17 protein-coding genes are annotated in these 21,419 nt (G+C 73.4%); 12 read left to right on the top strand and 5 right to left on the bottom strand.

What is annotated here, in order from left to right:
- The first annotated feature begins 14 nt into the window (after positions 1-14).
- Both ABTX81_RS16755 and ABTX81_RS16750 read left to right on the top strand, forming a co-directional pair.
- Complete coding sequence (locus ABTX81_RS16755; protein ID WP_350545665.1) at positions 15-758, top strand: hypothetical protein; 744 nt, start codon at positions 15-17, stop codon at positions 756-758.
- 219 nt (positions 759-977) lie between these two features.
- Entirely contained in the window at positions 978-1,733 is a 756-nt protein-coding gene (locus ABTX81_RS16750) for a VOC family protein (RefSeq protein WP_350545662.1), read from the top strand.
- Positions 1,734-1,767: 34 nt separating this feature from the next.
- Here the strand turns inward: ABTX81_RS16750 and ABTX81_RS16745 are convergent, their stop codons facing one another.
- Both ABTX81_RS16745 and ABTX81_RS16740 read right to left on the bottom strand, forming a co-directional pair.
- Entirely contained in the window at positions 1,768-2,229 is a 462-nt protein-coding gene (locus ABTX81_RS16745; RefSeq protein WP_350545658.1) for a hemerythrin domain-containing protein, read from the bottom strand.
- A gap of 99 nt (positions 2,230-2,328) precedes the next feature.
- Positions 2,329-2,925 (bottom strand): TIGR03086 family metal-binding protein, encoded by a 597-nt coding sequence (locus ABTX81_RS16740; protein WP_350545655.1) that lies wholly within the window; start codon positions 2,923-2,925, stop codon positions 2,329-2,331.
- A gap of 192 nt (positions 2,926-3,117) precedes the next feature.
- On the opposite strand from ABTX81_RS16740, the gene ABTX81_RS16735 reads away from it, so the two are divergent.
- Both ABTX81_RS16735 and ABTX81_RS16730 read left to right on the top strand, forming a co-directional pair.
- Positions 3,118-3,690: a DoxX family membrane protein gene (locus ABTX81_RS16735; protein ID WP_350545652.1), complete on the top strand. Its 573-nt coding sequence runs from the start codon at positions 3,118-3,120 to the stop codon at positions 3,688-3,690.
- Between the two features lie 337 nt (positions 3,691-4,027).
- Positions 4,028-6,541, top strand: coding sequence for a collagenase (locus tag ABTX81_RS16730; RefSeq protein WP_350546128.1), 2,514 nt, complete (start codon positions 4,028-4,030; stop codon positions 6,539-6,541).
- Positions 6,542-6,618: 77 nt separating this feature from the next.
- On the opposite strand, the gene ABTX81_RS16725 is transcribed toward ABTX81_RS16730, so the two are convergent.
- Positions 6,619-7,380, bottom strand: a complete 762-nt coding sequence (locus tag ABTX81_RS16725) for a PP2C family protein-serine/threonine phosphatase (protein WP_350545649.1) — start codon at positions 7,378-7,380, stop codon at positions 6,619-6,621.
- A gap of 128 nt (positions 7,381-7,508) precedes the next feature.
- On the opposite strand from ABTX81_RS16725, the gene ABTX81_RS16720 reads away from it, so the two are divergent.
- The 4 genes from ABTX81_RS16720 to ABTX81_RS16705 all read left to right on the top strand — a co-directional run bounded on the left by ABTX81_RS16720 (position 7,509) and on the right by ABTX81_RS16705 (position 11,257).
- Positions 7,509-8,105, top strand: a complete 597-nt coding sequence (locus ABTX81_RS16720; RefSeq protein WP_350545646.1) for a TetR/AcrR family transcriptional regulator — start codon at positions 7,509-7,511, stop codon at positions 8,103-8,105.
- Between the two features lie 121 nt (positions 8,106-8,226).
- Complete coding sequence (locus ABTX81_RS16715) at positions 8,227-9,453, top strand: MFS transporter (protein WP_350545642.1); 1,227 nt, start codon at positions 8,227-8,229, stop codon at positions 9,451-9,453.
- Between the two features lie 44 nt (positions 9,454-9,497).
- A complete protein-coding gene (locus ABTX81_RS16710; protein ID WP_350545639.1) occupies positions 9,498-10,622 on the top strand; it encodes an LLM class flavin-dependent oxidoreductase in 1,125 nt (374 codons plus the stop codon).
- The gene (locus ABTX81_RS16705; protein ID WP_350545635.1) at positions 10,619-11,257 is read left to right on the top strand and encodes an FMN reductase; all 639 of its coding nucleotides are present in this window, start codon (positions 10,619-10,621) and stop codon (positions 11,255-11,257) included. The genes ABTX81_RS16710 and ABTX81_RS16705 overlap by 4 nt, the downstream gene beginning before the upstream one ends.
- Positions 11,258-11,319: 62 nt before the next feature.
- Here the strand turns inward: ABTX81_RS16705 and ABTX81_RS16700 are convergent, their stop codons facing one another.
- On the bottom strand, positions 11,320-11,739 hold the full coding sequence (locus ABTX81_RS16700) for a winged helix-turn-helix transcriptional regulator (RefSeq protein ID WP_350545632.1): 420 nt from the start codon (positions 11,737-11,739) through the stop codon (positions 11,320-11,322).
- A gap of 223 nt (positions 11,740-11,962) precedes the next feature.
- On the opposite strand from ABTX81_RS16700, the gene ABTX81_RS16695 reads away from it, so the two are divergent.
- The 3 genes from ABTX81_RS16695 to ABTX81_RS16685 all read left to right on the top strand — a co-directional run bounded on the left by ABTX81_RS16695 (position 11,963) and on the right by ABTX81_RS16685 (position 15,361).
- A complete protein-coding gene (locus ABTX81_RS16695) occupies positions 11,963-13,303 on the top strand; it encodes an MFS transporter (protein WP_350546124.1) in 1,341 nt (446 codons plus the stop codon).
- Positions 13,304-13,505: 202 nt separating this feature from the next.
- Positions 13,506-14,561 (top strand): Dyp-type peroxidase, encoded by a 1,056-nt coding sequence (locus ABTX81_RS16690; RefSeq protein ID WP_350545630.1) that lies wholly within the window; start codon positions 13,506-13,508, stop codon positions 14,559-14,561.
- Positions 14,558-15,361: a family 1 encapsulin nanocompartment shell protein gene (locus ABTX81_RS16685; RefSeq protein ID WP_350545628.1), complete on the top strand. Its 804-nt coding sequence runs from the start codon at positions 14,558-14,560 to the stop codon at positions 15,359-15,361. Before ABTX81_RS16690 ends, ABTX81_RS16685 begins: the two co-directional genes overlap by 4 nt.
- 355 nt (positions 15,362-15,716) lie before the next feature.
- Here ABTX81_RS16685 and ABTX81_RS16680 read toward each other — a convergent pair whose 3' ends face one another.
- The gene (locus tag ABTX81_RS16680) at positions 15,717-18,779 is read right to left on the bottom strand and encodes an AfsR/SARP family transcriptional regulator (RefSeq protein ID WP_350545626.1); all 3,063 of its coding nucleotides are present in this window, start codon (positions 18,777-18,779) and stop codon (positions 15,717-15,719) included.
- 320 nt (positions 18,780-19,099) lie between these two features.
- On the opposite strand from ABTX81_RS16680, the gene ABTX81_RS16675 reads away from it, so the two are divergent.
- Positions 19,100-21,271 carry an ATP-binding protein gene (locus tag ABTX81_RS16675; protein ID WP_350545624.1) on the top strand — a complete coding sequence of 724 codons (2,172 nt, stop codon included), beginning with the start codon at positions 19,100-19,102 and terminating at the stop codon, positions 21,269-21,271.
- The last annotated feature ends 148 nt before the right edge of the window (positions 21,272-21,419 follow it).

Here is a 21,419-nt window from a genome sequence, read left to right as displayed (position 1 = left end):
CTAGCGTCTCCGTCATGAACACCGCGACCGCCGCCGTTCCCGCCCCCGAGGCGATCACCGCGCTCCTCGCCGTCCTGGGCGCCGGGGCGTCGGCGCGCGGGGTCGACGAGCACGCCGTCCGCCGGGCGTTCGAGGCCGAGCGCCCGGGCCCGCTGCCCGACCACTGGTGGCTGGCCGTCCCGGGGGAGGCGTACGAGGAGGCCTTCGCCGCGCTGGGGCTGCACGACCGGATCCCCGTCACCGTCCGGTACGGGCTGGCCGCGCAGGGGGACGACGAGAAGTACGCGCCCGGGCCGGTGCACCGGGTCTTCGTCACCCCCGAGTACGCGGGCTGGCGGCTGATCTACGCGGAGTCCCCGTTGCGGGAGACGACGTGGTGGCCGCACGAGGTGGTCGAGCGCCTCAGCGCCGTCTGCGGCCGTGCCCAGGTGTTCTTCCAGGACCCGTTCGCCGACTCCGTCATCTGGGCCGCCGCCGAGCACGGCACCCTGGTGCGGGGGTACTGGCGGTACGGCGAGCCGGAGTGGACGGGGGAGCCGCTGCCCTGGGAGCCGCTGCCCACCGCCGAGGATCTCGACGAGGACGACGAGGTCGAGCCCCACGCCTCCCTGGTCGAGTCCATCGGCGCGGCCGCCGCCGGCCTCTCCGTGAATCCCGCCGCGATCACCGCCGACACCCCGGTCCGCGGCCACGGCTGGCTGGCCCTGACCGCCCCGGGCGCCGGCCACGACGGGTTCGGCGGTGCGCCCGTGCTCTGAACCCAAGGGGCGCGAAGCCTCCCATGCACGCCCCTCACGACGGCCTCACTACGCCTTCACCCCACCCCGCGTGCTGATCCACCCCGAAGGGTCGGCCACACCCTAGGCTGAACTCGCCCGGACGGCCGGACGGCCGTGGGAGTCGGGAGGGGCCCGGCGGCCGGGGTCTCGGAGGTGGTCGCGATGGTCAGCGGTGGGACAACGGCCGAGGTGCGCTGCGTGGCGGCCGTCCCGTGCTGGGTGAGCCTGATGGCGCGCGACCTCGACGCGGCCAAGGCCTTCTACGGGCCTTTGCTGGGCTGGGAGTTCGAGCCGGGACCGGACCGCTTCGGCCCGTACGTGCACGCCGTGACCGGTGGCGAGGCGGTGGCCGGCCTGGGCGTGGCGAGCGGCGGCTGGGACATGCCCGTCGCCTGGACCAGCTACTTCGGCACGGAGAGCGCGGACGCCGCGGCCGACGCGGTCCGCGAGCGCGGTGCGACGCTCGCGGTGGGCCCGCTCTCCTTCGACGCGGGCCGGGTGGCGTTCGCCGCGGACCCGGCGGGCGCGGTGTTCGGCATCTGGGAGGGCCCGCTGGGCCGGGCCCGGCGGCTGGACCTGATGGGCGCGCCGGTCTGGATCGAGCTGCGCACCCCGGACCCGTTCGCGGCGGCGCTCTTCTACGGCCAGGTGTTCCGCTGGGACGGCCGGGACCCGGAGCGGTTCGAGGTCCGCTGGGAGCACGACCGGGTGGTGCTGCGGGCCGAGGGCCACAGCGTGGCCGCGCTCGCCAAGGAGCAGGCGGGCGGTCCGGCGGGCATGCCGCCGCACTGGGAGGTGTCGTTCTCGGTGCCGGACACCGACGCGGCGGTGGCCAGGGCGGAGTCGCTCGGCGGCACCGCGCTCGGCCCGGCGTTCGACTCGCCGTACGGGCGGGTGGCCCGGCTCAAGGACCCGGAGGGCGGCCGCTTCGCGGTGATCAGCGCCAAGCCCTGACTGGCGGTCCCGCGGCCCCGGGACCCCGCGACCGCTACCGCCCGGCCTCGGCGCTCTCCGCCCGATCGGCCCGCAGCCGTTCGGCGAGCGCGTTCCGGGCGGTGGCGGGGAGGGCCTTGCGGGCGGCCGCGAACAGCTGCTCCTCCTCGGTCGCCAGATGCCGGCGCAGCAGCTCAGCCAGCCCGCGCAACAGGGTGGCCGGCGCGGGGTCGCCGGCCGGGAGGGCCTGCAGGTCCGCGAGGTACTGGCCGATCGCGAGGTGGTCGTGGATGCACCGGAACACCATCGCTCCGCCGTCCGGCACATCGTGCTGGACGACCGGGAACAGGTGCTCCTCCTCCGCCGCGCAGTGGCTGAACAGCAGGTCGGTGAGCTGTCCGAGCAGCCGGTCCTGCTCCGCTCCCGCCTCCCGGTCGGCCTCGATCCGCGCGAGCAGGTCCTCCACCGCGCGGTGCTCCGCGGTGAACTCGCCGAGGATGTCCGGCCTGCGGCTCATGGCGCGCCCGCCTCTCCCGTCTGCTGCGGCTCCGCCCCCCGACACCTCCAGTATCCGGCGCCGCGCCCACTGCTCGGGCGGAGCAAGTGTCGCCGCAGGTCAGGGGCGGTCCCGGCGCCCGGTGAGGGCGAGCATCCGGGTCTGCGGACCGGCGTCGTCGGGCACCGGCAGCGGCGGGTCGAACAGCCCGCTGCCGGAGAGGTCCCCGTAGCCGGCGTACTCGGCGAGCGCGAAGTCCACCAGGTCCTCCGGCAGCCGGGTGAGCCGGCCGATGCCCTCGGCGAGGTCCCAGGTGTGCACGACGGCGTCGGCGGTGAGCTGGTCCAGGTAGTACCGGCCGGAGACGTCGCCGAACGAGAGGTGCACGATGAGCTCGGTGGCGCCGGGGACGGCGAAGGCGTCGCGGGCGGCGTCCGCGGCGGCGGCCCAGGCGCCCACCGGGTCGTCGCCGAGGACGTCGCCGTCGAAGCGGGCGCCGACCTCGGAGACGGTGGCGCCCATCAGCAGCTCGGGCACCCAGAGCTGCTCGCCGGTGAGGTGGTTGACCAGATCGCGCACGGTCCAGTCGGCGCAGGGGGTGGGCGCGTCCCACTGGTCGGGGGTGACCAGTCGCACCCGCTCGGTGAAGGCGGCGAGGGCCTCGGCGTGCGGGGTGCCCTTGTCCTCCGCCCGCCGGTGTTCGTTGCGATGTGCCATGCCCTGAGCCTGCCCCGCCTCGCGCCTTCGTACGCCGGTCTACACCACTACTGACCCGGTCACGCCAAAATCTCCTGCCCAAGCAGTTGTTCAAATTCAAACTTCCAGGTACGGTCAAACCACCCCGCTGGTTCGAATTTGAACAAATCCGGCCAGTATCGACGAACCCCCCTTTTTTCGATGGAGACGCGCATGCCGAGCAGCAGCCCGAGCACGACCGCCCCCACCACCCCCCTCGCCGCGGCCGGGAGAGCCCCCGGCTCGGCGGCCACCTCCCCGCACGCCTATGACGCAGGCCTCCTGCTGCTGCGCCTGGCCCTCGGCCTGACCATGGCCGCGCACGGCAGCCAGAAGCTCTTCGGCTGGTTCGGCGGCGGCGGGATCGACGGCACCGCCAAGTTCTTCGAGATGAAGGGCTACCCGGCGGCCAAGGCCATGGCCGTCGTGGCCGGCCTCACCGAGACCGGCGGCGGACTGGCGCTCGCCGTCGGCCTGTTGGCCCCGCTGGCCGCCGCCGCGATCCTGGGCACCATGCTCAACGCCCTCGCCGTCACCTGGAGCGGCAGCTTCTTCGCCATGAACGGCGGCAGCGAGTACGAGCTGCTCCTGATCGCCGCAGCGGCGGCGCTCGCGCTGACCGGCCCCGGCCGCTACGCGGTGGACCGCTACCTGCCGGTGGTGCGCTCGCACCGGCTGTCGTACGGCGCGGCCGCGCTCGTGCTCGGTCTGATCACCGCGGGCGTGGTGCTCCTCGTCCGCGACTGACACACCGCGGTGGCGACATCGCCGCCCGCAGAGGCCGCCGGTCATCGACCGGCGGCCTTTGTCGTTCTGCGCTCGTTCCGTGAAGTTCCTGTGCCGAAGCGGCAGTTGTCGGTTCTGGGGCTTCCTAGGCCATGTGATGCATGCAATTGTACATGTCACACTCCCCACCGGTGCTCGATGGCACCGCCCTGAACGGTGCCATCGCAACGGTCCTCACCACCCCCACCGGCCGCGCCCCCAACGCGGTCGACGAAGGCCTGGAGGCCCCCACGTGAGTACCGCACGTCCTTTGCACCAACGACCGCACATCGCGAGGCTGTTGACGCTCCTCCTCGCGATGCTCGTGGCGGTCGGACTGTTCACCCCGCGCGCCCAGGCCGCCCCCCAGGCCTCGCCGCCGCCCGGCGGAGGCTCGCCCGCGACCTCGGCCGGCCCCGCCGGTCTGGCCCCGCAGCCCGCGATCGGGGACGCTCCGGCCACCGACGACCGGACGAGGACGGCGCCGGCCCGTGACCGCGCCCCGTTCTCGACCACGGACCCCGAGCGCACCGAGACCCTGTCGACGCCGGAGCGGAAGGCCGAGCTCGCCAAGGCCTTCGGCGAGAGCGCCCCCATGGCTCTCGCCGAAAAGCCGTGCAACATCCCCGACTTCAGCCGGACCGGCGGCGCGCTGGTCGATGCCGTCAAGGCGGCCGACCTCGGTTGCATCAACAGCCTGTTCCTGCTGACCGGCGGTGACGCGAACGGGACGTTCCGCGAGTCCCAGATGGTCACCGTGGCGGACGCCCTGCGCGACAACGCCGCGAACTACCCGGGCGACAACTCCACTTCCACCGCCCAGCTGGTGCTGTTCCTGCGGGCCGGCTACTACGTGCAGTGGTACCACGCGTCCGACGTCGGCACCTACGGCACCGCCCTGCAGACCTCGATCCGCGGAGCGCTGGACGGCTTCTTCAACAGCGCGCACTCCCGGGACGTCTCCGCCGCCAACGCGGGCACGCTCGGGGAGGCGATCACCCTGATCGACAGCGCGCAGGAGAACGTCCGCTACCTGCCGGTGGTCAAGCGCCTGCTGGGCGCGTACGACGCCGCCACCCACAACCCGGCGAACATGGGCAACGCGCTCAACAGCGTGTTCACCGTGCTGTGGCGCGGCCACCAGACGGAGGGCTTCGTCGAGGCGGTGCAGGCCGACCAGGGCGTGCTCGACGCGCTCTACGCCTTCGCCACCGCCAACGGCGCCCTGCTCGGCGGCGACTACACCTTCCTGGTCTACAACGCGACCCGGGAGCTGGGCCGCTTCCTGCAGTACGAGCCGCTGCGGCCCAAGGTCGGCCCGCAGATGAAGGGGCTGGCCGACACGTCCTCGCCGAGCGACCGCACGTCCTACCAGTGGGCGGCCGTCGCCGAGATGGCCGAGGCCTACGACCCGGGCAAGTGCGCCTCCTACGGCACCTGTGACGCCCCCGCCCGGCTCCGGGCGGCCGTCCTGACCGTCGACCACACCTGCAGCCCGAGCATCCGCGTCCTCGCCCAGAAGCTGGACGCCGGACAGCTGGCCACCACCTGCTCCAGCCTCAACGGCCAGGACGCCTACTTCCACTCGGTGGCCAAGGACGGCGGCCCGGTCGCCAACGACCAGAACACCAAGATCGAGGTCGTGGTCTTCCACACGCGCTTCGACTACGCCGTGTTCGCGGCCGGCATCTACGGCATCGACACCAACAACGGCGGCATGTACCTGGAGGGCAAGCCGAACGAGGCCGGCAACCAGCCGCGCTTCCTCGCCTACGAGGCCGACTGGACGCCGGACTTCCAGATCTGGAACCTCAACCACGAGTACACCCACTACCTCGACGGCCGGTTCGACATGTACGGCGACTTCGACGCCGGCATGACCACCCCGACCGTCTGGTGGGTCGAGGGCTTCGCCGAGTACATCTCCTACGGGTACCGCAAGGAGGCCTACACCGCGGCGATCACCGCCGCCGGCCTCCACACCTACCGGCTCTCCGACCTCTTCGACACCGGGTACGGCGACCAGGAGCGCGTCTACCGCTGGGGCTACCTGGCCGTGCGCTACATGCTGGAGCAGCACCGCTCCGACATGGACGCCGTGCTCGCCAAGTACCGCGCCGGTGACTGGAACGGCGCCCGCACCCTGCTCAAGACCACCATCGGCACCCGCTACGACGCGGACTTCGACCGCTGGCTGACCGCCTGCGCGGCCGGCGCCTGCGGCGGCGACACCAACCCGCCCGGCAACCAGCCGCCCACCGCCGCCTTCACCAGCGCGGTCTCCGGCCTGGCGGTGACCTTCACCGACGGTTCCACCGACCGGGACGGCACGATCGCCTCCCGCGTCTGGGACTTCGGCGACGGCACCACCGGCACCGCCGCCAACCCGGCCAAGACGTACGCCAAGGCCGGCACCTACACCGTCACGCTCACGGTGACCGACGACAAGGGCGCCACCGCGAGCACCCGCCAGGACGTCACCGTCGGCGGCGGCTCGGGCTCCGGCCAGTGCACCGACGCGGACACCCGCCGGCTGGACCGGAACTGCGGGCGCGACAACGCGGCGGCGACCACCGGCAACTACGCGCACTTCTACCTGCTCCTCCCCGCCGGGGTGACGCAGCTGAAGCTCACCAGCACGGGCGGCACCGGCAACGCCGACCTCTACTTCAACGACAAGAGCTGGGCCTACACCGACTCCTACACCACCAGGTCCGCCAACGCCGACAACACCGAGACCCTGACCATCACCAACCCGCCGGCCGGCTACGTCTTCCTGAGCCTCTACGCCCAGCAGGGCTTCTCCGGCGCGAGCATCAAGGCCGAGTACTGACCGAGGAGTTGTGATCCTCCCGAACTGACCGAGGGCCCCGGCGGCACACCGCCGGGGCCCTCCCGCGTCGTCGGCCGCTACTCCCCGACCCGCACCAGGGCGAGCGTGATGTTGTCCGGCCCGCCGGCCTCGATCGCGGCCTTCCAGAGCTCGAACGCGGCCCGCCCGTCGGCCCGTTCGGCCTCCGCCGGCGGTCGGGCGAGCAGCGCCGACAGCTCCTCCTCCGGCACCGGGTCGGTCAGCCCGTCACTGCACACCAGGTACCGGTCGCCGACGGCCAGCGGCGCGCTGCGCACATGCGGCTCGACGAAGGTCAGCCCGAGCGAGCCGCCGAGCGTCTGGGTGACCACCGAGGTGGTGCGCCGTCCGGGCGGCAGCGGCGGGCTGTCGTCCACGCTGACCCGGCGCAGTCCGCCGTCGCCGAGGCGGTAGACGCGGCTGTCGCCGATGTTGAAGACCACGGCCCGGTCCTCCAGCAGCACCAGGCCCGCCACCGTGGTGCCCATCGCGGCCAGCCCGGGATCGCCGCCGGCGGCCGCGTACACGTCCTGGTTGCAGTGCTGGAGGGCGTCCCGGACGCTCTCCTCGCCGTCGAGCCCCGGCCCCGCCGCCGCCAGCCGCCGGGCGACCAGGGCGCTGGCGACCTCGCCGCCGGGGTGGCCGCCGAGCCCGTCGGCGACCGCGACCAGGCAGGGCGGGCCGAGCGGGAAGAGCAGGGTCTGCGGGTTGGTGGTGACCGTCGCGCAGAGCGTCCACGGCCCGACGGTGAGGCTGTCCTCGTTCCGTTCGCGCTGCAGGCCCTCGTGGCTCAGCGCGCTCACCGCGATGTACGCCGCCATCGGTTCGCCGCCCTTCGGGTGCTCCGGCCGACCGCTCCCGGCTCCTCCCATTGTCCCGCTCCGCCCGGCCGGCGGGCGGTCGGGAAGGCGTATTGCACCGTACGGTCCAAAACAGCTACGGTGCTGCCATGGCGAGACCGCGCACCTTCGACGAGGACCGGGCGCTGGACGCGGCGATGCGCGCGTTCTGGGCGAACGGCTACGAGGCCACCTCCACCCAGGACCTCTGCGTGGCGACCGGCCTCGGGCGGAGCAGCATCTACAACACCTTCAGCAGCAAGCGCGACCTGTTCCGGCGGTCGCTGGACCGCTACAACGAGCTGATGACCGTCCCGCAGGTCGCACTGCTGGAGGATCCGGAGCTGCCCCCGCTGGAGCGGGTCCGGATGCTGCTGGCGCGGGTCGTCGACGGGGAGTTCGAGAACCGCCCGCAGGGGCGCAGCATCGGCTGCCTGACCGTGAACACCGTCGTGGAGCTGGCCGGGCGCGACCCGGAGGCGGCCGCGGTGCTGGAGCGGGACCAGCAGGTGCGGCTCGCCGCGCTGGGGGCCGCGATCGGTGCCGGTCAGCGGGCGGGCGAGATCGCCGGGCGGCGGGAGGCGGGCGAGCTGGCCCGCTTCGTGAACGCGGTGATCGCCGGGATCCGGGTCGCCGCCAAGGGCGGGGCCGACCGGGCCGCCGTCGAGGCCATCGCCGCCACCGCGGTGGACGCGCTCACCCCCTGACCGGAGCGGCCTGCCCCCGGGGGGGGGGCGTGCTCTCGCCTGCCCTGACTTCGGCCTGCCCCGACTTCGTCCTGCCCTTATTTTGAACCGATCCATCCAAAACTATCGGGGGAGTCCTCCCATGCCACGTGCCGTGTACGTCCTCGCCCTCGGCATCTTCGCGATGGTGACCAGTGAGTTCGCCGTCGCCGGGCTGATGCCGCAGCTGGCGGAGGGACTCGACGCGACCGTCCCGCAGATCGGCTACCTGATCACCGCCTTCTCCGTGGCGATGTCCTTCGGCGGCCCGTTCCTCACCGTCTCGCTGCTGAGGATGCGTCAGAAGCGGGCGCTGATGCTGCTCTTCGCGATCTTCCTGGTCGGCAACCTGCTGGCCGCGACCGCCTCCGGCTATCCGGTGATGCTGGTGGCCCGGGTGGTGAGCGGGGTCGCCGCGCAGGCCTTCTTCGGCATCTCGATCTCGCTCTGCGTCCAGCTGGCCCGCCCCGAGCTGCGCGGCCGGGCGATCGCCGTGCTGATGAACGGCCTGATGCTGGGCACCCTGCTCGGCCTGCCGCTGGCCACCGTCATCGGCGAGCGCCTCGGCTGGCGGGCGGCGTTCTGGGCGGTGGCCGTCCTCACCGTGGCGGTCGCGCTGGCGACCGTCGCCGGGGTGCCGGACACCGGCCGCGCCGAGGGCGGCGGCTCGCTCCGCGCCGAGCTGGGCGTGCTGCGCGACCGGCGGCTCTGGCTGGCCTTCGTCACCAGCACCCTGATCATCGGCGCCACCTTCTCGCTGTTCAGCTACGTCAACCCGATCCTGACCGGGATCACCGGCTTCGCGACCGGCTCCGTCCCGCTGCTGCTGGTCGCCTACGGCGCGGCGACGGTGGTCGGCAACACCGTGGTGGGCCGGCTCGCCGACCGGTACGCGCTGCCGGTGCTCGCCGTCGGCCTGGCGCTGAACACCGTCTTCCTGGCCGGCCTCGCGCTCTTCGCCCAGCTCCGGGTGCCGGCGGTCGGCCTGCTGCTCGGGGTCGGGCTGGTCGGCGTCACCATGAACCCGGCGATGGCCTCGCGGGTGCAGCGGATCGGCAACGCCCGTCCGCTGGTGAACACCCTCCACAACTCCTTCATCACGCTGGGCGTCATCCTCAGCTCCCTGCTCGGCGGGCTCGCCATCGACCTCTGGGGCCTGCGCGCCGCCCTCTGGCTGGGGGTCGCGCTGGCCGTCGCGGGCCTGCTGACCCTGTTCCCGGACGCCCTGCGGGCCCGTAGTGCGGTCTCGGGCCAGGAGTCGGGCGCTGAGGGGAATAACCCCCGGACGGCGGATGCTAAGGTGGTTGAAACTTTGACGATCGGATCCTGAGCCGGGTTTCCCAGCGGGATTCAGCCTGGAGTGTGGTGAGCAGCATGCAGTTCGGAATCTTCACCGTCGGCGATGTCACCCCCGACCCGACGACCGGCCGCACCCCGACCGAGCACGAGCGGATCAAGGCCACCGTGGCCATCGCCCGCAAGGCGGAGGAGGTCGGCCTGGACGTCTTCGCGACCGGTGAGCACCACAACCCGCCGTTCGTGCCGTCCTCGCCGACCACCCTGCTCGGCTACATCGCGGCGCAGACCGACCGCATCATCCTCTCGACCTCCACCACGCTGATCACCACCAACGACCCGGTGAAGATCGCCGAGGACTACGCGGTGCTCCAGCACCTCGCCGACGGCCGGGTGGACCTCATGATGGGCCGCGGCAACACCGGCCCGGTCTACCCGTGGTTCGGCAAGGACATCCGCCAGGGCATCCCGCTCGCGATCGAGAACTACGCGCTGCTGCACCAGCTGTGGCGCGAGGACGTGGTCGACTGGTCGGGCCGCTTCCGCACCCCCCTGCAGTCCTTCACCGCCACCCCGCGCCCGCTCGACGGCGTCCCGCCGTTCGTCTGGCACGGCTCGATCCGCAGCCCCGAGATCGCCGAGCAGGCCGCGTACTACGGCGACGGCTTCTTCGCGAACAACATCTTCTGGCCCAAGGAGCACTTCCAGAAGCTGATCAACCTCTACCGGGAGCGCTACGCCCACTACGGCCACGGCACCCCCGAGCAGGCGGTCGTCGGCCTCGGCGGCCAGGTGTTCATGCGCAAGAACTCGCAGGACGCGGTGCGCGAGTTCCGCCCGTACTTCGACAACGCGCCGGTGTACGGACACGGGCCGTCGCTGGAGGAGTTCACCGACCAGACCCCGCTCACCGTCGGCAGCCCGCAGGAGGTCATCGAGAAGACCCTGGCCTTCCGCGAGACCTTCGGCGACTACCAGCGCCAGCTGTTCCTGATGGACCACGCCGGCCTGCCGCTGAAGACCGTGCTGGAGCAGCTGGACCTGCTCGGCGAGGAGGTCGTGCCGGTGCTGCGCGAGGAGTTCGCCAAGGGCCGCCCGGCCGGCGTCCCGGACGCGCCGACCCACGCCTCGCTGGTCGCGGCCGACCGCGCCCGCCGGGAGCAGGAGCAGAACACCGAGGAGAACGTGGAGGTGGCCAAGTGACCGCGTACCGACTGGCGGTGGTCAGCGCCGGCCTGAGCAAGCCGTCCTCGACGCGCCTGCTCGCGGACCGGCTGGCCGACGCGACGGTCCGCCGGCTCGCCGCCGACGGGCGCGAGGTGGAGGTGACGGTGATCGAACTGCGCGACCTCGCCACCGACATCGCGCACAACTTCGTCACCGGCTTCCCCGGCGCCGCGCTGCGCGAGGCGATCGAGACGGTCACCCGCGCCGATGGGCTGATCGCGGTGACGCCGATCTTCACCGCCTCCTACAGCGGGCTGTTCAAGTCGTTCTTCGACGTGATCGACCCGGACGTGCTCAGCGGCAAGCCGGTGCTGATCGCCGCCACCGGCGGCACGCCCCGGCACTCGCTGGCCCTGGAGCACGCCGTCCGGCCGCTGTTCGGCTACCTGCGCTCGGTGGTCGTCCCGACCTCGGTCTACGCGGCCACCGACGACTGGGGCACCACGGGGGACCGGCTCACCGACGGACTGCCGGGCCGGATCGACCGGGCCGCCGGCGAGCTCGCCGGGCTGATCGCCGGCCGCGCCCCCAGCGGGCCGGCGGCGGACGGCGGGGCGTCGGAGGAGGCCGTGGTCCCGTTCGCCGAGCAGCTGGCGGCCCTGCGGGTCTGACGGCGCACGGCACGACGGAAGGGGCGGGCCCGGGAGACCGGGCCCGCCCCTCTTGCGTGCGCTCAGCCCACCCGCGCGTCGTACGAGGCCCGGGCCGCCGCGATCTCGCGCTGGTGCGCCTCCGTCCAGGTGACCAGCGACCGGACCGTCTCGTGCAGCGTCCGCCCCAGCGGCGTCAGTGCGTAGTCCACCCGGGGCGGCACCACCGGGTGCACCGTCCGCTCGACCAGACCGTCCCGCTCCAGCTGCCGCAGCGTGACGGTCAGCATCCGCTGGCTGACCCCGTCGATCTCCCGCCGCAGCTCGGTGAAGCGCAGCGAACCGCGGTCCAGCAGCGCGATCACCAGCAGCGACCACTTGTCGGCGATCCGGTCGAGGATCTGCCGGACCTCGCAGTCCTCCCGGGTGTCCCACTGGAGCACGTCGTAGTCGTCCTCGGTGACCGCGCAGTGCGTCGGTGACGTCAAAGTGCCTTCTTCCATGGTCCCTGATGCTGCCTCAGGATGGCGGTGGTTACAAGAGGGAACCGACCGGACCGGGGAGAACCGCGGCCCCGTCCGGCGCCCCCGCCTCCCCGCGCACTCCCAGGAGACCTCCGTGTCCACGTCCTCAGCCGTGCCCGAAACCGGTACGCCCGTCCCCGCGCCCGCCGCCCCGCCCCCGGTCACCCGCCTCACCGGCCGTGAGACCGCCGTCCTCCTCGTCCTGTGCGGCGCGATCTTCCTGGAGGGCATCGACGTCGCCATGCTCAACGTGGCGCTCCCCTCGATCCGCGCCGACCTCGGCATGGGCACCGGCTCGCTCAGCTGGGTGCTCAGCGCCTACGTGCTCGGCTACGGCGGCTTCATGCTGCTCGGCGGCCGCACCGCCGACCTGCTCGGACGGCGCCGGATGTTCCTGTTCTGGCTCACCGTCTTCGTCCTCTTCTCCGGCCTCGGCGGCCTCGCCGGCGCCCCCTGGGTGCTCATCCTGGCCCGCTTCGCCACCGGACTCGCGGCCGCCTTCATGACGCCCGCCGGCCTGGCGATCATCACCACCGCCTTCGCCGAGGGCCCGCGCCGCAACCGCGCGCTGCTCCTCTACGCCGGCACCGCGGCGGCCGGCTTCTCCCTCGGCCTGGTGGCCGGCGGCCTGCTCACCGCGATCAGCTGGCGCTGGGTCTTCTTCGCCCCGGTCCTGCTCGCCGGCGCCCTGCTGCTCGCCGCCCTGCCGCTGCTCCCGCGCGACCACCCGCCCGTCCGCCGACCCGGCGAGCGCTTCGACCTGGCCGGCGCCGCCACCGCCACCGGCGCCATGCTGCTGCTGGTCCACACGGTGGTGCGGCTCGGCGAGCCGGACGCCGCCGCCCTCCTGACCCTGGCCGAGCTGGCCGGCGGACTGGCCCTGCTTGCCGCCTTCGCCGCGATCGAACGGCGCTCCGCCGCACCGCTGGTCCGCCTCGGCCTGCTGCGCTCCGGCCCGCTGCTGCGCGCCAACCTCGGCGCGCTGCTGTTCGCCGGCTCCTTCTTCGGCTTCCAGTTCACCGTCACCCTCCACCTGCAGGACCTGCGCGGCTGGACCCCGCTGCAGACCGGCCTCGCGCTGCTCGCGGTCGGCGTGGACGCGGTGCTCGCGCCGACCCTCACGCCCCGGCTGGTGGAGCGGTTCGGCACCGTCCGGGTGATCCTCGGCGGCTTCGTCCTGGCGGTCCTGTCCTATGCGCTCTTCCTGCCGGTGGGCCTGGACTGGAGCTATCCGATGATGTTCCCGACCATGATCCTCACCGGCCTGGCCTTCGCCCTCGCCTACGGGCCGCTGACGATCGCCGCCACCGACGGCGTCGCCGAGGAGGAGCAGGGGCTGGCCGGCGGGCTGCTCAACACCGCCTTCCAGTTCGGCGCGGCGCTCGGCCTCTCCGCGGTCACCGCCGTCCACCTGGCCGCCACCGGTGCCGGGCGCTCCGGACTGGACGGCTTCCGGGCCGCCCTGGTGGTCCCGGTCGCGGCGGTCGCCCTGGGCGCCCTGGTCACGGCCCTCGGTCTGCGCCGCCGCGGCGCCGCGTCCTGACGGGGCCGCTCCGTCCGCGTCCTTCCGTCGTCGCCGTCATCCCCGTCGTCATCCCCGTCGTCAGGCCCCTCGCCGGTGCTCCCCGGTGAGGGGCCGTCCGCTTTCCCCTCCTGTTCCCTCCTCGGCCTGCCGCCCGTGCCGAAATGTCCGCTCTGGGGTGTAATCGTACGGATGATCAGACCCCGGAGACCGGAGTCCGCCGATGCCGCAGCCCGTCCTCAGCCCGCTCACCACCGCCGCGATCTTCCTCGTCCTCACCGTCGACCCCGGCGGCGAGCCCGCCGTCCGGGCCCTGCTGCCCGACCTGGCGGGCCTGCGCCGCGCGGTCGGCTTCCGCGCCCCCGACGCCGGCCTGACCTGTGTCACCGGCATCGGCTCGGACGCCTGGGACCGGCTCTTCGACGGCCCCCGCCCGGCCGAGCTGCACCCGTTCCGGGAGATCGCCGGCGCCCGCCACCGGGCCCCGGCCACCCCCGGCGACCTGCTGTTCCACCTGCGCGCCGCCCGGATGGACCTCTGCTTCGAACTCGCCGGCCAGCTCACCAACCGCCTCGCCGGCGCCGCCACCGTGGTCGACGCCGTGCACGGCTTCCGCTACTTCGACGACCGCGACCTGCTGGGCTTCGTCGACGGCACCGAGAACCCCGAGGGCCGGGCGGCGGCCGCCGCCGTCCTGATCGGCGCGGAGGACCCGGAGTTCGCGGGCGGCAGCTATGTGATCGTCCAGAAGTACCTGCACGACCTGGACGCCTGGAACCGCCTCCCGGTCGAGGCGCAGGAGCGCGCGGTCGGCCGCACCAAGCTCACCGACATCGAGCTCGCCGACGACGTCAAGCCCGCCGACTCGCACGTCGCGCTGACCAGCGTCACCGGCCCGGACGGCGAGGAGCGGCAGATCATGCGGTTCAACATGGCGTTCGGCTCCTTCGCCGGGGGCGGGGAGTTCGGGACGTACTTCATCGGCTACTCGCGCACCCCGGCGGTGACCGAGGAGATGCTGGAGAACATGTTCGTCGGCCGCCCGCCCGGCGCCCACGACCGCCTGCTCGACTTCTCCACCGCGGCCACCGGCACCCTGTTCCACGTCCCGACCGCCGACCTCCTGGACGCCCCGCCGCCCGCGCCGCTCGCCGTCCCCGCGCTCGCCGCCTCCTCCGTCCCCTCCGCCGCCCTCTCCTCCTCCGCTGTCCCCTCCTCCGCTGTCTCCTCCGACGGCTCCCTCGCCATCGGCAGCCTGAAAGGCACCCCCGCGCCATGAACAACCTGCACCGCGAACTCGCCCCCGTCTCCGCCGCGGCCTGGGCGGAGATCGAGGAGGAGGCCCGGCAGACCTTCAAGCTCCACCTCGCCGGCCGTCGCGTCGTCGACCTGAGCGGCCCGGACGGTCCCACCCTCGCGGCCGTCGGCACCGGCCACCTCACGGCCATCGAGCCGCCCAACCCGGGGGTCCAGGCGCACGCCCGCGAGGTGCGGCCGCTCGTCGAACTCCGGGTGCCCTTCCCGGTCGACCGCTCCGCCGTGGACGACGTCGAACGCGGCTCCAGGGACAGCGACTGGCAGCCCGTGAAGGACGCCGCCCGCACCCTCGCCCTCACCGAGGACCGCGCCCTCTTCGACGGCTACCCGGCCGCCGGCATCGAGGGCATCCGCGCGGCCGCCACCAACCCCGCCGTCCCGCTCCCCGCCGACGTCCGCGAGTACCCGGAGGCCGTCAGCCGCGCCCTCACCACCCTCCGTCTGGCCGGCGTCGGCGGCCCCTACGCCCTCCTCCTCGGCGCCGACGCCTACACCGCCGTCAACGAGACCTCCGACCACGGCTACCCGGTCGCCAGCCACATCGCCCGCCTCCTCGACGGCGAACTCATCTGGGCCCCCGCCCTCGAAGGCGCCCTGCTGCTCTCCACCCGCGGCGGCGACTTCGAACTCCACCTCGGCCAGGACGTCAGCGTCGGTTACCTCTCCCACACCCCCGACACCGTCAACCTGTACCTCACCGAGACCTTGACAGCCCGCCTCCTCACCCCCGAGGCAGCCGTCCCCCTCACCACGACGATCTGACCCCCGCCGGCAACGCCGGAGGGCGCGACCGGAACCCCGGTCGCGCCCTCCGGCGTTGCCGGTGCCCGAGTCAGCACCAAATGGGCATCGCGGCGATTGCGGCTATCAGGGCAGAGAAGGTGAACATGGCGCCTTTCCTGGGATCTCAACGACGGCCGAGCGACACCGCGTTCGTCGCTCGAAGCCATTTCTACCAGACGCGGGAGCCCGCGGGCGGCTGTCGGCCCGACCCTCCATGTGAATCATTGGTGTTTGTTCGAAGGTGGCTGCGGGTGTCGCTTTCCGGCGTCCTCGATGCTTCTAGTTGATCAAGTTCGATCAATAATTGCGAATGGTGTACCGGAGAAACCGGAAGCTATCCGTCCGGGCATTCGATCGCCCTGATGTCGGCCATGGCTTTCCTGGCGAGCGCGGCCTGATCGGCCGCGCCGAGCCGGTCGGAGAGGCTGATCGAAGATGACAGGTGCTCGACAGCCTCGGCCTGAGCGCCGAGGGCGGCCTCGGCGCGGCCGAGGCCGTAGAGAGCCGCAGCCTCCTCGTGGGCCGTTCCCGCCGAGCGAGCCAGCTCAAGGGCGATGGCGTGCTGATCGCGGGCATCCGCGGGGTGGCCGGCCGAGCGAAGCGCGTGGCCCAGGCCGTTGAGCGCGTCGGCCTCATGTTTGACGGCACTCACCGAGCGGAAGACGGTCAATGCCTGCCGGTGAAGTGCCAACGACCGGTCGAGCTCCTCCGGGATCCTGAGGGTGGCCGCCAGGTTGATTTTCACCACGGCGAGATCGAATGTCGAGATGGCGCCCTCCGGGAATTGGAGGACCCGTTCGAATCCGGAGCGCGCGGCGGAGAGGTTTCCCGCCGCCAGGTGGAGATCTCCGATATTGTTCAGAATTCTCATCTCGAAGGTTCTGTCCTGGAATCGCCGGGCCAATGGAAGTGCTCCCTCGTAGGCCGCGAGCGCCATTCCGTGATTTCCGAGGGAGCGCTGGACGATGCCGAGGTTGGCGAGGCAGCGTGCGGTATTCCAGAGGTCGCCGTGGTCTCTTCGAATCCGTAGGGCCTCCTCCTGCAGGGCGAGGGACCGGGGTAGGGCGCCCCGGTGCCAGAGCACGCGACCCAGGATGCTCAGCGCCTCCGCCGTGGCGTCGGGGTCCTGTTCCCGGCGGGCCAGGGTGAGGCCGCGGTCGAGGGCCTCGAAGGCGGCGGGGTAGCGGGAGGCGTTGGCCAGGGTGGCGCCGAGGTCGATCAGGGCGCGGGCCTCGCAGCGGTCGTTCGCCGCTGAACGCCAGTGCGCGGCCGCGGCCTGGTGCATGTCGTGGGCCTCGCTCCAGTAGGCCTGGGCGTCCAGGCGGCCGGCCAGGACGTGGGCGAGCCAGGCGGCGGCCTCCGGGTGGCCGGTGGCGCGGGCGTGCGGGACCAGGGCGGTCAGGGCGGCCTGTTCGGTGTCCAGCCACTCCCGCGCCGACTCGTGCGAATCCAGGTCAAGGTCGTACAACAACGTTTCCATTCCCGGCAATTGGCGAAACTCCGGGAGGGGCAGGCGTGAACGCCGGGGATACAGCAGCCGGTCCGCCTGGTCGGCCGCGCGGAGCGTGAATCCGAGCAGCCGCCGCAACGCGGCCCCGCCCTCCTCCCCGGCGCCCTCGTCCCGGGTCAGGGCGAGCGCGTAATCCCGGAGGAGGTCGTGGAGTTGGTACCTCTCGGGCGAGTTCTCCTGCACCAGATGGCAATGCAGCAGCGCCTCCAGCAGGTGGTCCGTCTCGTCGACCGACCGGCCGAGCAGTGCCGCCGCCGCGTGCAGGCCGATGTCCGGTCCCGGGTGGGCGCCGAGCAGCCGGAACGCCTCCTGCTGCTCGGCCGGCAGCGACCGGTAGGACATCTCGAAGGCGCGGGCGACGCTCTCCGTGTCGTGCCGCATCTCACCGAGCCGGCCGGTCTTGCGGGACAGCCGCAGCGCGAGGTGGCCCAGCGTCCAGGACGGCCGCGCCTTGAACCGGCTGGCGGCGATCTCGATGGCCAGCGGCAGCAGCCCGCAGCGGTCGACGATCTCGACGATCCGGCTGCGGTCGTCGGCGCGCTCGCGCCCGACCACCGAGGTGAACAGGGCGACCGCGTCGTCCACCGGCAGGAGGTCCAGGAAGACCGGCCTGGAGCCCGGGATCTCGGCCAGCCGGCGGCGGCTGGTCACCAGGATCAGCGCGGCGGGCACGGGCGGCAGCAGCGGCCGCAACTGCGCCGCGCCGGCCGCGTCGTCGAGCACGACGACCGCCCGCCGGGTGGCGAGCACCTCGGCGCAGAGCGCGAACAGTTCCTCGCTGTCGAGCGGGATGGTGGTGGCCGGCACCCCGAGCCGGCGCAGCAGCGAGGTGGCGACCGCCTGCGGCGCGAGCGGGCTCTGGTTGACGGCGTGGGCGCCGAGGTTGAGGTGGACGTACCCCTCGGGGAACCGGCCCCGCATCAGGTGGGCGGCGTGCAGGGCCAGGGTGGTCTTGCCGACCCCGGCCATGCCGAGGATCGCCGAGACGGTCACCACGCCGCCCTGCTCGACCGCCTCCTCGGGGCTGCCGAGCAGCCGGCGCAGGTCGGTCCGGCGGCCGATCAGCCGGCGCCCGGCCGGCGCGGACGCGGGGCCGCCGGCGCGCGGGGCGGGGGAGGGGCGCGGGGTGGCGCCGGCGCGTCCGGCCGGTTCGGTGAGCGGGCCGCCGGCGAGCATCCGCTCGTGCAGCCGGACGAGGGCCTCGCCCGGGCCGGTGCCGAGGTCGGCCCGCAGCCGGCGGGCGACGGTGGGGTAGACGGTGAGCGCCTCCGCCTGCCGGCCGGCGCCGTGCAGGGCGACCAGCAGGTGGGCGGCGACCCGCTCGTCGGTGGGGCGTTCCTCGCGCAGGGCGGTGAGTTCGGGGACGGTCTCGCCGTAGCGGCCGAGCCGCAGGTCGATCTCGATCCGGAGCAGGGTGGTGGCGAGGCGCTGGTCGGCCATGGTGGCGCGGGTGGACTGGGCCCAGCTGCCGGGCAGGCCGGCGAGCGGTTCGCCGCGCCAGATTTCCTCGGCCCGGCCCAGCACCGTCCGGGCCTGGATGTCCTCGCCGTTCTCGGCGAGTTGGCGGGCGTGCCGGGAAAGGTCGACAAAGCGCCACCAGTCGATCAATTGGCGATCGGCATGAAGCGCATATGTGTGCGATCGGCTCTCGATGGTCGGGGTGTCGCGGGACCTGCCGAGGCCTTCATCGGTGGCGGCCTTTCGCAACTGGCCCTTCAGCCGGGAGACATGGCTGTAGATGCTGGCCACCGCACTGGGCGGGGGCTCCTCGTCCCACAGCCGGTTGGCCAGCAGTTGGTGGCTGAGCGGGCGGCCGACGTCCAGTGCCAGGGCGGCAAGCAGCCGTCGCCGCTTGTCCGAGCGAATTGCCGACAACTCGCCGTTCACCGAAAGTTCAACCGAACCCAGAAGGTGGAACTCCATTGTGACGCCCCCCGCCGGTTGGCTACCAGCTTGCCGTGTCGCAGGGAGCATCCCACGATTGCGGGGGTCGCATCCATACCGCACCCCGCTGTACGGCAAGGCATTATTGACACATAACGCAGTCCGGAAGAGCCTCATGTGATATAGGGGCGCAGCCGATTGCCCGACCACATCGGCCGCTCCCGTCACTTCTGTCCATCGTTCTACGGGTAGGGGGAACCAGTGGAGCCCGATCGGTTCAGGGCAACGGGAGTTCGGCGGCGGCGGGCCGTCGGGAGCGGCCGATGAGAGGGGTGGACGGCACCCGCGAACCGCACGAAGCGCGTGAACCGCGGCCCGGGACGCGCAACTCGCTCGCCGACGCCCGGGTCGGCGGCTCGGTCGTCCAGGCCGGGGAGATCCACCAGTTGACCGTCTACGGCCAGGCCGCGCCGCCGCCGGCCGTCCCGGCACTGCCGGTTCCGCGCCAACTTCCGCCGACACCACGCCGGTTGGTCGGACGGGACGCCGATCTGGCGGCGCTGGACCGCGAGTTGGAGGACACGCCGGGCGGCGCCGCCGACGTCACCGTGGTGGTCACCGGCCCGGCCGGGGTGGGCAAGACCGCGCTCGCCGCCCAGTGGCTGCGCCGGCTGGCCGGCCGCTTCCCGGACGGCCAGCTCTACGCCGACCTGCGCGGCCACGCCCCGGGCGGACCCGCCGACCCGGCCGAGGCGCTCGGCGGCTTCCTGCGCGCCTTCGGGATCGCGCCGGTGCCGCGCGGCCTCGCCGAAGTGGCCGCGCTCTGGCGCTCGCTCGCCGCCGAGCGCCGGATCGCCGTGCTGCTCGACAACGCCTCCACCGCCGCCCAGGTCCGCCCGCTGCTGCCCGGCTCCGAGCACGCGGTGGTCGTGGTCACCAGCCGCCGCCGGCTCACCGGGCTCGGCATAGACGGCGCCGTGTTCCGGCCGGTCGACGTGCTCTCGGACGACGCCTCGGTGCAACTGCTCGCCCAGCGGGTCGGCGCCGACCGGGTGGCCCGCGAACAGGCCGCCGCCGCGCTGGTGGTGAAGCGCTGCGGCCGGCTCCCGCTCGCCGTCTGCCTGGCGGCCGCCCGGATCGCCGCCCGACCGGTCCAACCGCTCGCCGCCACCGCCGAGGCGCTCGGGCAGGAGTCCGAGGGGCTCGCCGCGCTCGATGTGGAGGGGGAGGCCGTGCGGCACGCGCTGGACGCGTCCTTCGAGGTGCTCGGGGCGGACACGGTCCGGCTGTACGGGCTGCTCGGCCTGCTGCCGTTCCCGGTCTTCACCCTCGACGTGGTCTGCGCGGTCGGCGGCCTGGAACCGGCCGAGGCCGACCGGCTGCTCGGCGGACTCATCGACGTCCACCTGCTGGAGGAGATGGAGGACGGCTTCCGCTTCCACGACCTGGTGAAGCTCCACGCCCGGGCGCGCGCCGACGCGGTGCGCGAACGGCCGGAGGGGCGGGCCGCCGTCGACCGGGTCCTCGACTGGTACCTCGCCTCCGCCACCGCCGCGGAGGCGCTTCTGAGCCCCGGCCACCGCACCCTGCGCCGCGACTACACCGCCCAACCGGTGCCGGGCGTACGGGAGTTCGCGGACGAGTCGGCCGCCGTCCGGTGGCTGGACGCGGAGACCGGCCGGCTCGCCGAAGCCGTCCGCTGGGCCGCCGCCACCGGGCGCTCCGCCACCGCGTGGCAACTGGTCGACGCCATGTGGCCGTTGTTCCTGCGGCTGCGCCCGGCCCGGCTGTGGATCGACGCCCACCGGATCGGCCGCACCGCCGCCCGCGCGGACGGCGACCACGACGGCCTGCTGCGGATGCTCACCTCCGGCGGCACCGGCCTGCGCAACGCGGGGGAGGGCGAGCAGGCCGCCGAATGGTTCACCGAGGCACTGGAGTTGGCCCGCGCGGCCGGCCGGCCGCTCGCCGAGGCCAACGCCCTGTACGGCCTCAGCCAGACCCACCGCACGGCGGGACGGCTCGCCGAGGCGGCCGACTGCCTGCGCGCGACGGCCGGGCTCCGGGAGGCCGGGGGCGACCGCCGCGGCACCGCGCTCGCCCGGCTGGCGCTCGGCGACGTCCTGCTCGCCGCCGGCCGCCCCGCCGAGGCCGTCCCCGTCATCACCGGCGCCCACCGCGACCTCGTCGCCGTCCCCGCCGCGTACGAGGCGGCCCGCGCGCTCGCCTTCCTCGGCCAGGCCCACACGGCCCTCGGCGCCCACCCCGAGGCCGGCCGGTGCTACGCGGAGGCGCTCGCCGCCTTCCGCACGGCCGGCGCCCGCCACTGGGAGGCCCGCGTCCTCGAACTCACCGGCGACCTCGCCCGCGCCCGCGGCGACCTCACCGAAGCGGCCGCCCACTACCGCGAGTCCCTGGCCCGCTACGAGGCCCTCTCCGCCCCCGACACCACCCGCCTCACCACCGCCCTCACCACCCTGCCACCCCCACCCTGACGCTCGCCTGGGGCTTTGCCCTGGCGGCTTCGGCTGCGCCTCGCCGCTTGCCCGGGGCTTTGCCCTGGCGGCTTCGGCTGCGCCTCGCCGCTTGCCCGGGGCTTTGCCCTGGCGGCTTCGGCTGCGCCTCGCCGCTTGCCCGGGGCTT

This window comes from Kitasatospora sp. NPDC097605, assembly GCF_040302725.1.
In the GTDB taxonomy this organism is placed as follows: Bacteria; Actinomycetota; Actinomycetes; order Streptomycetales; family Streptomycetaceae; genus Kitasatospora.
This window is presented reverse-complemented; position numbering and strand designations above follow the sequence as displayed.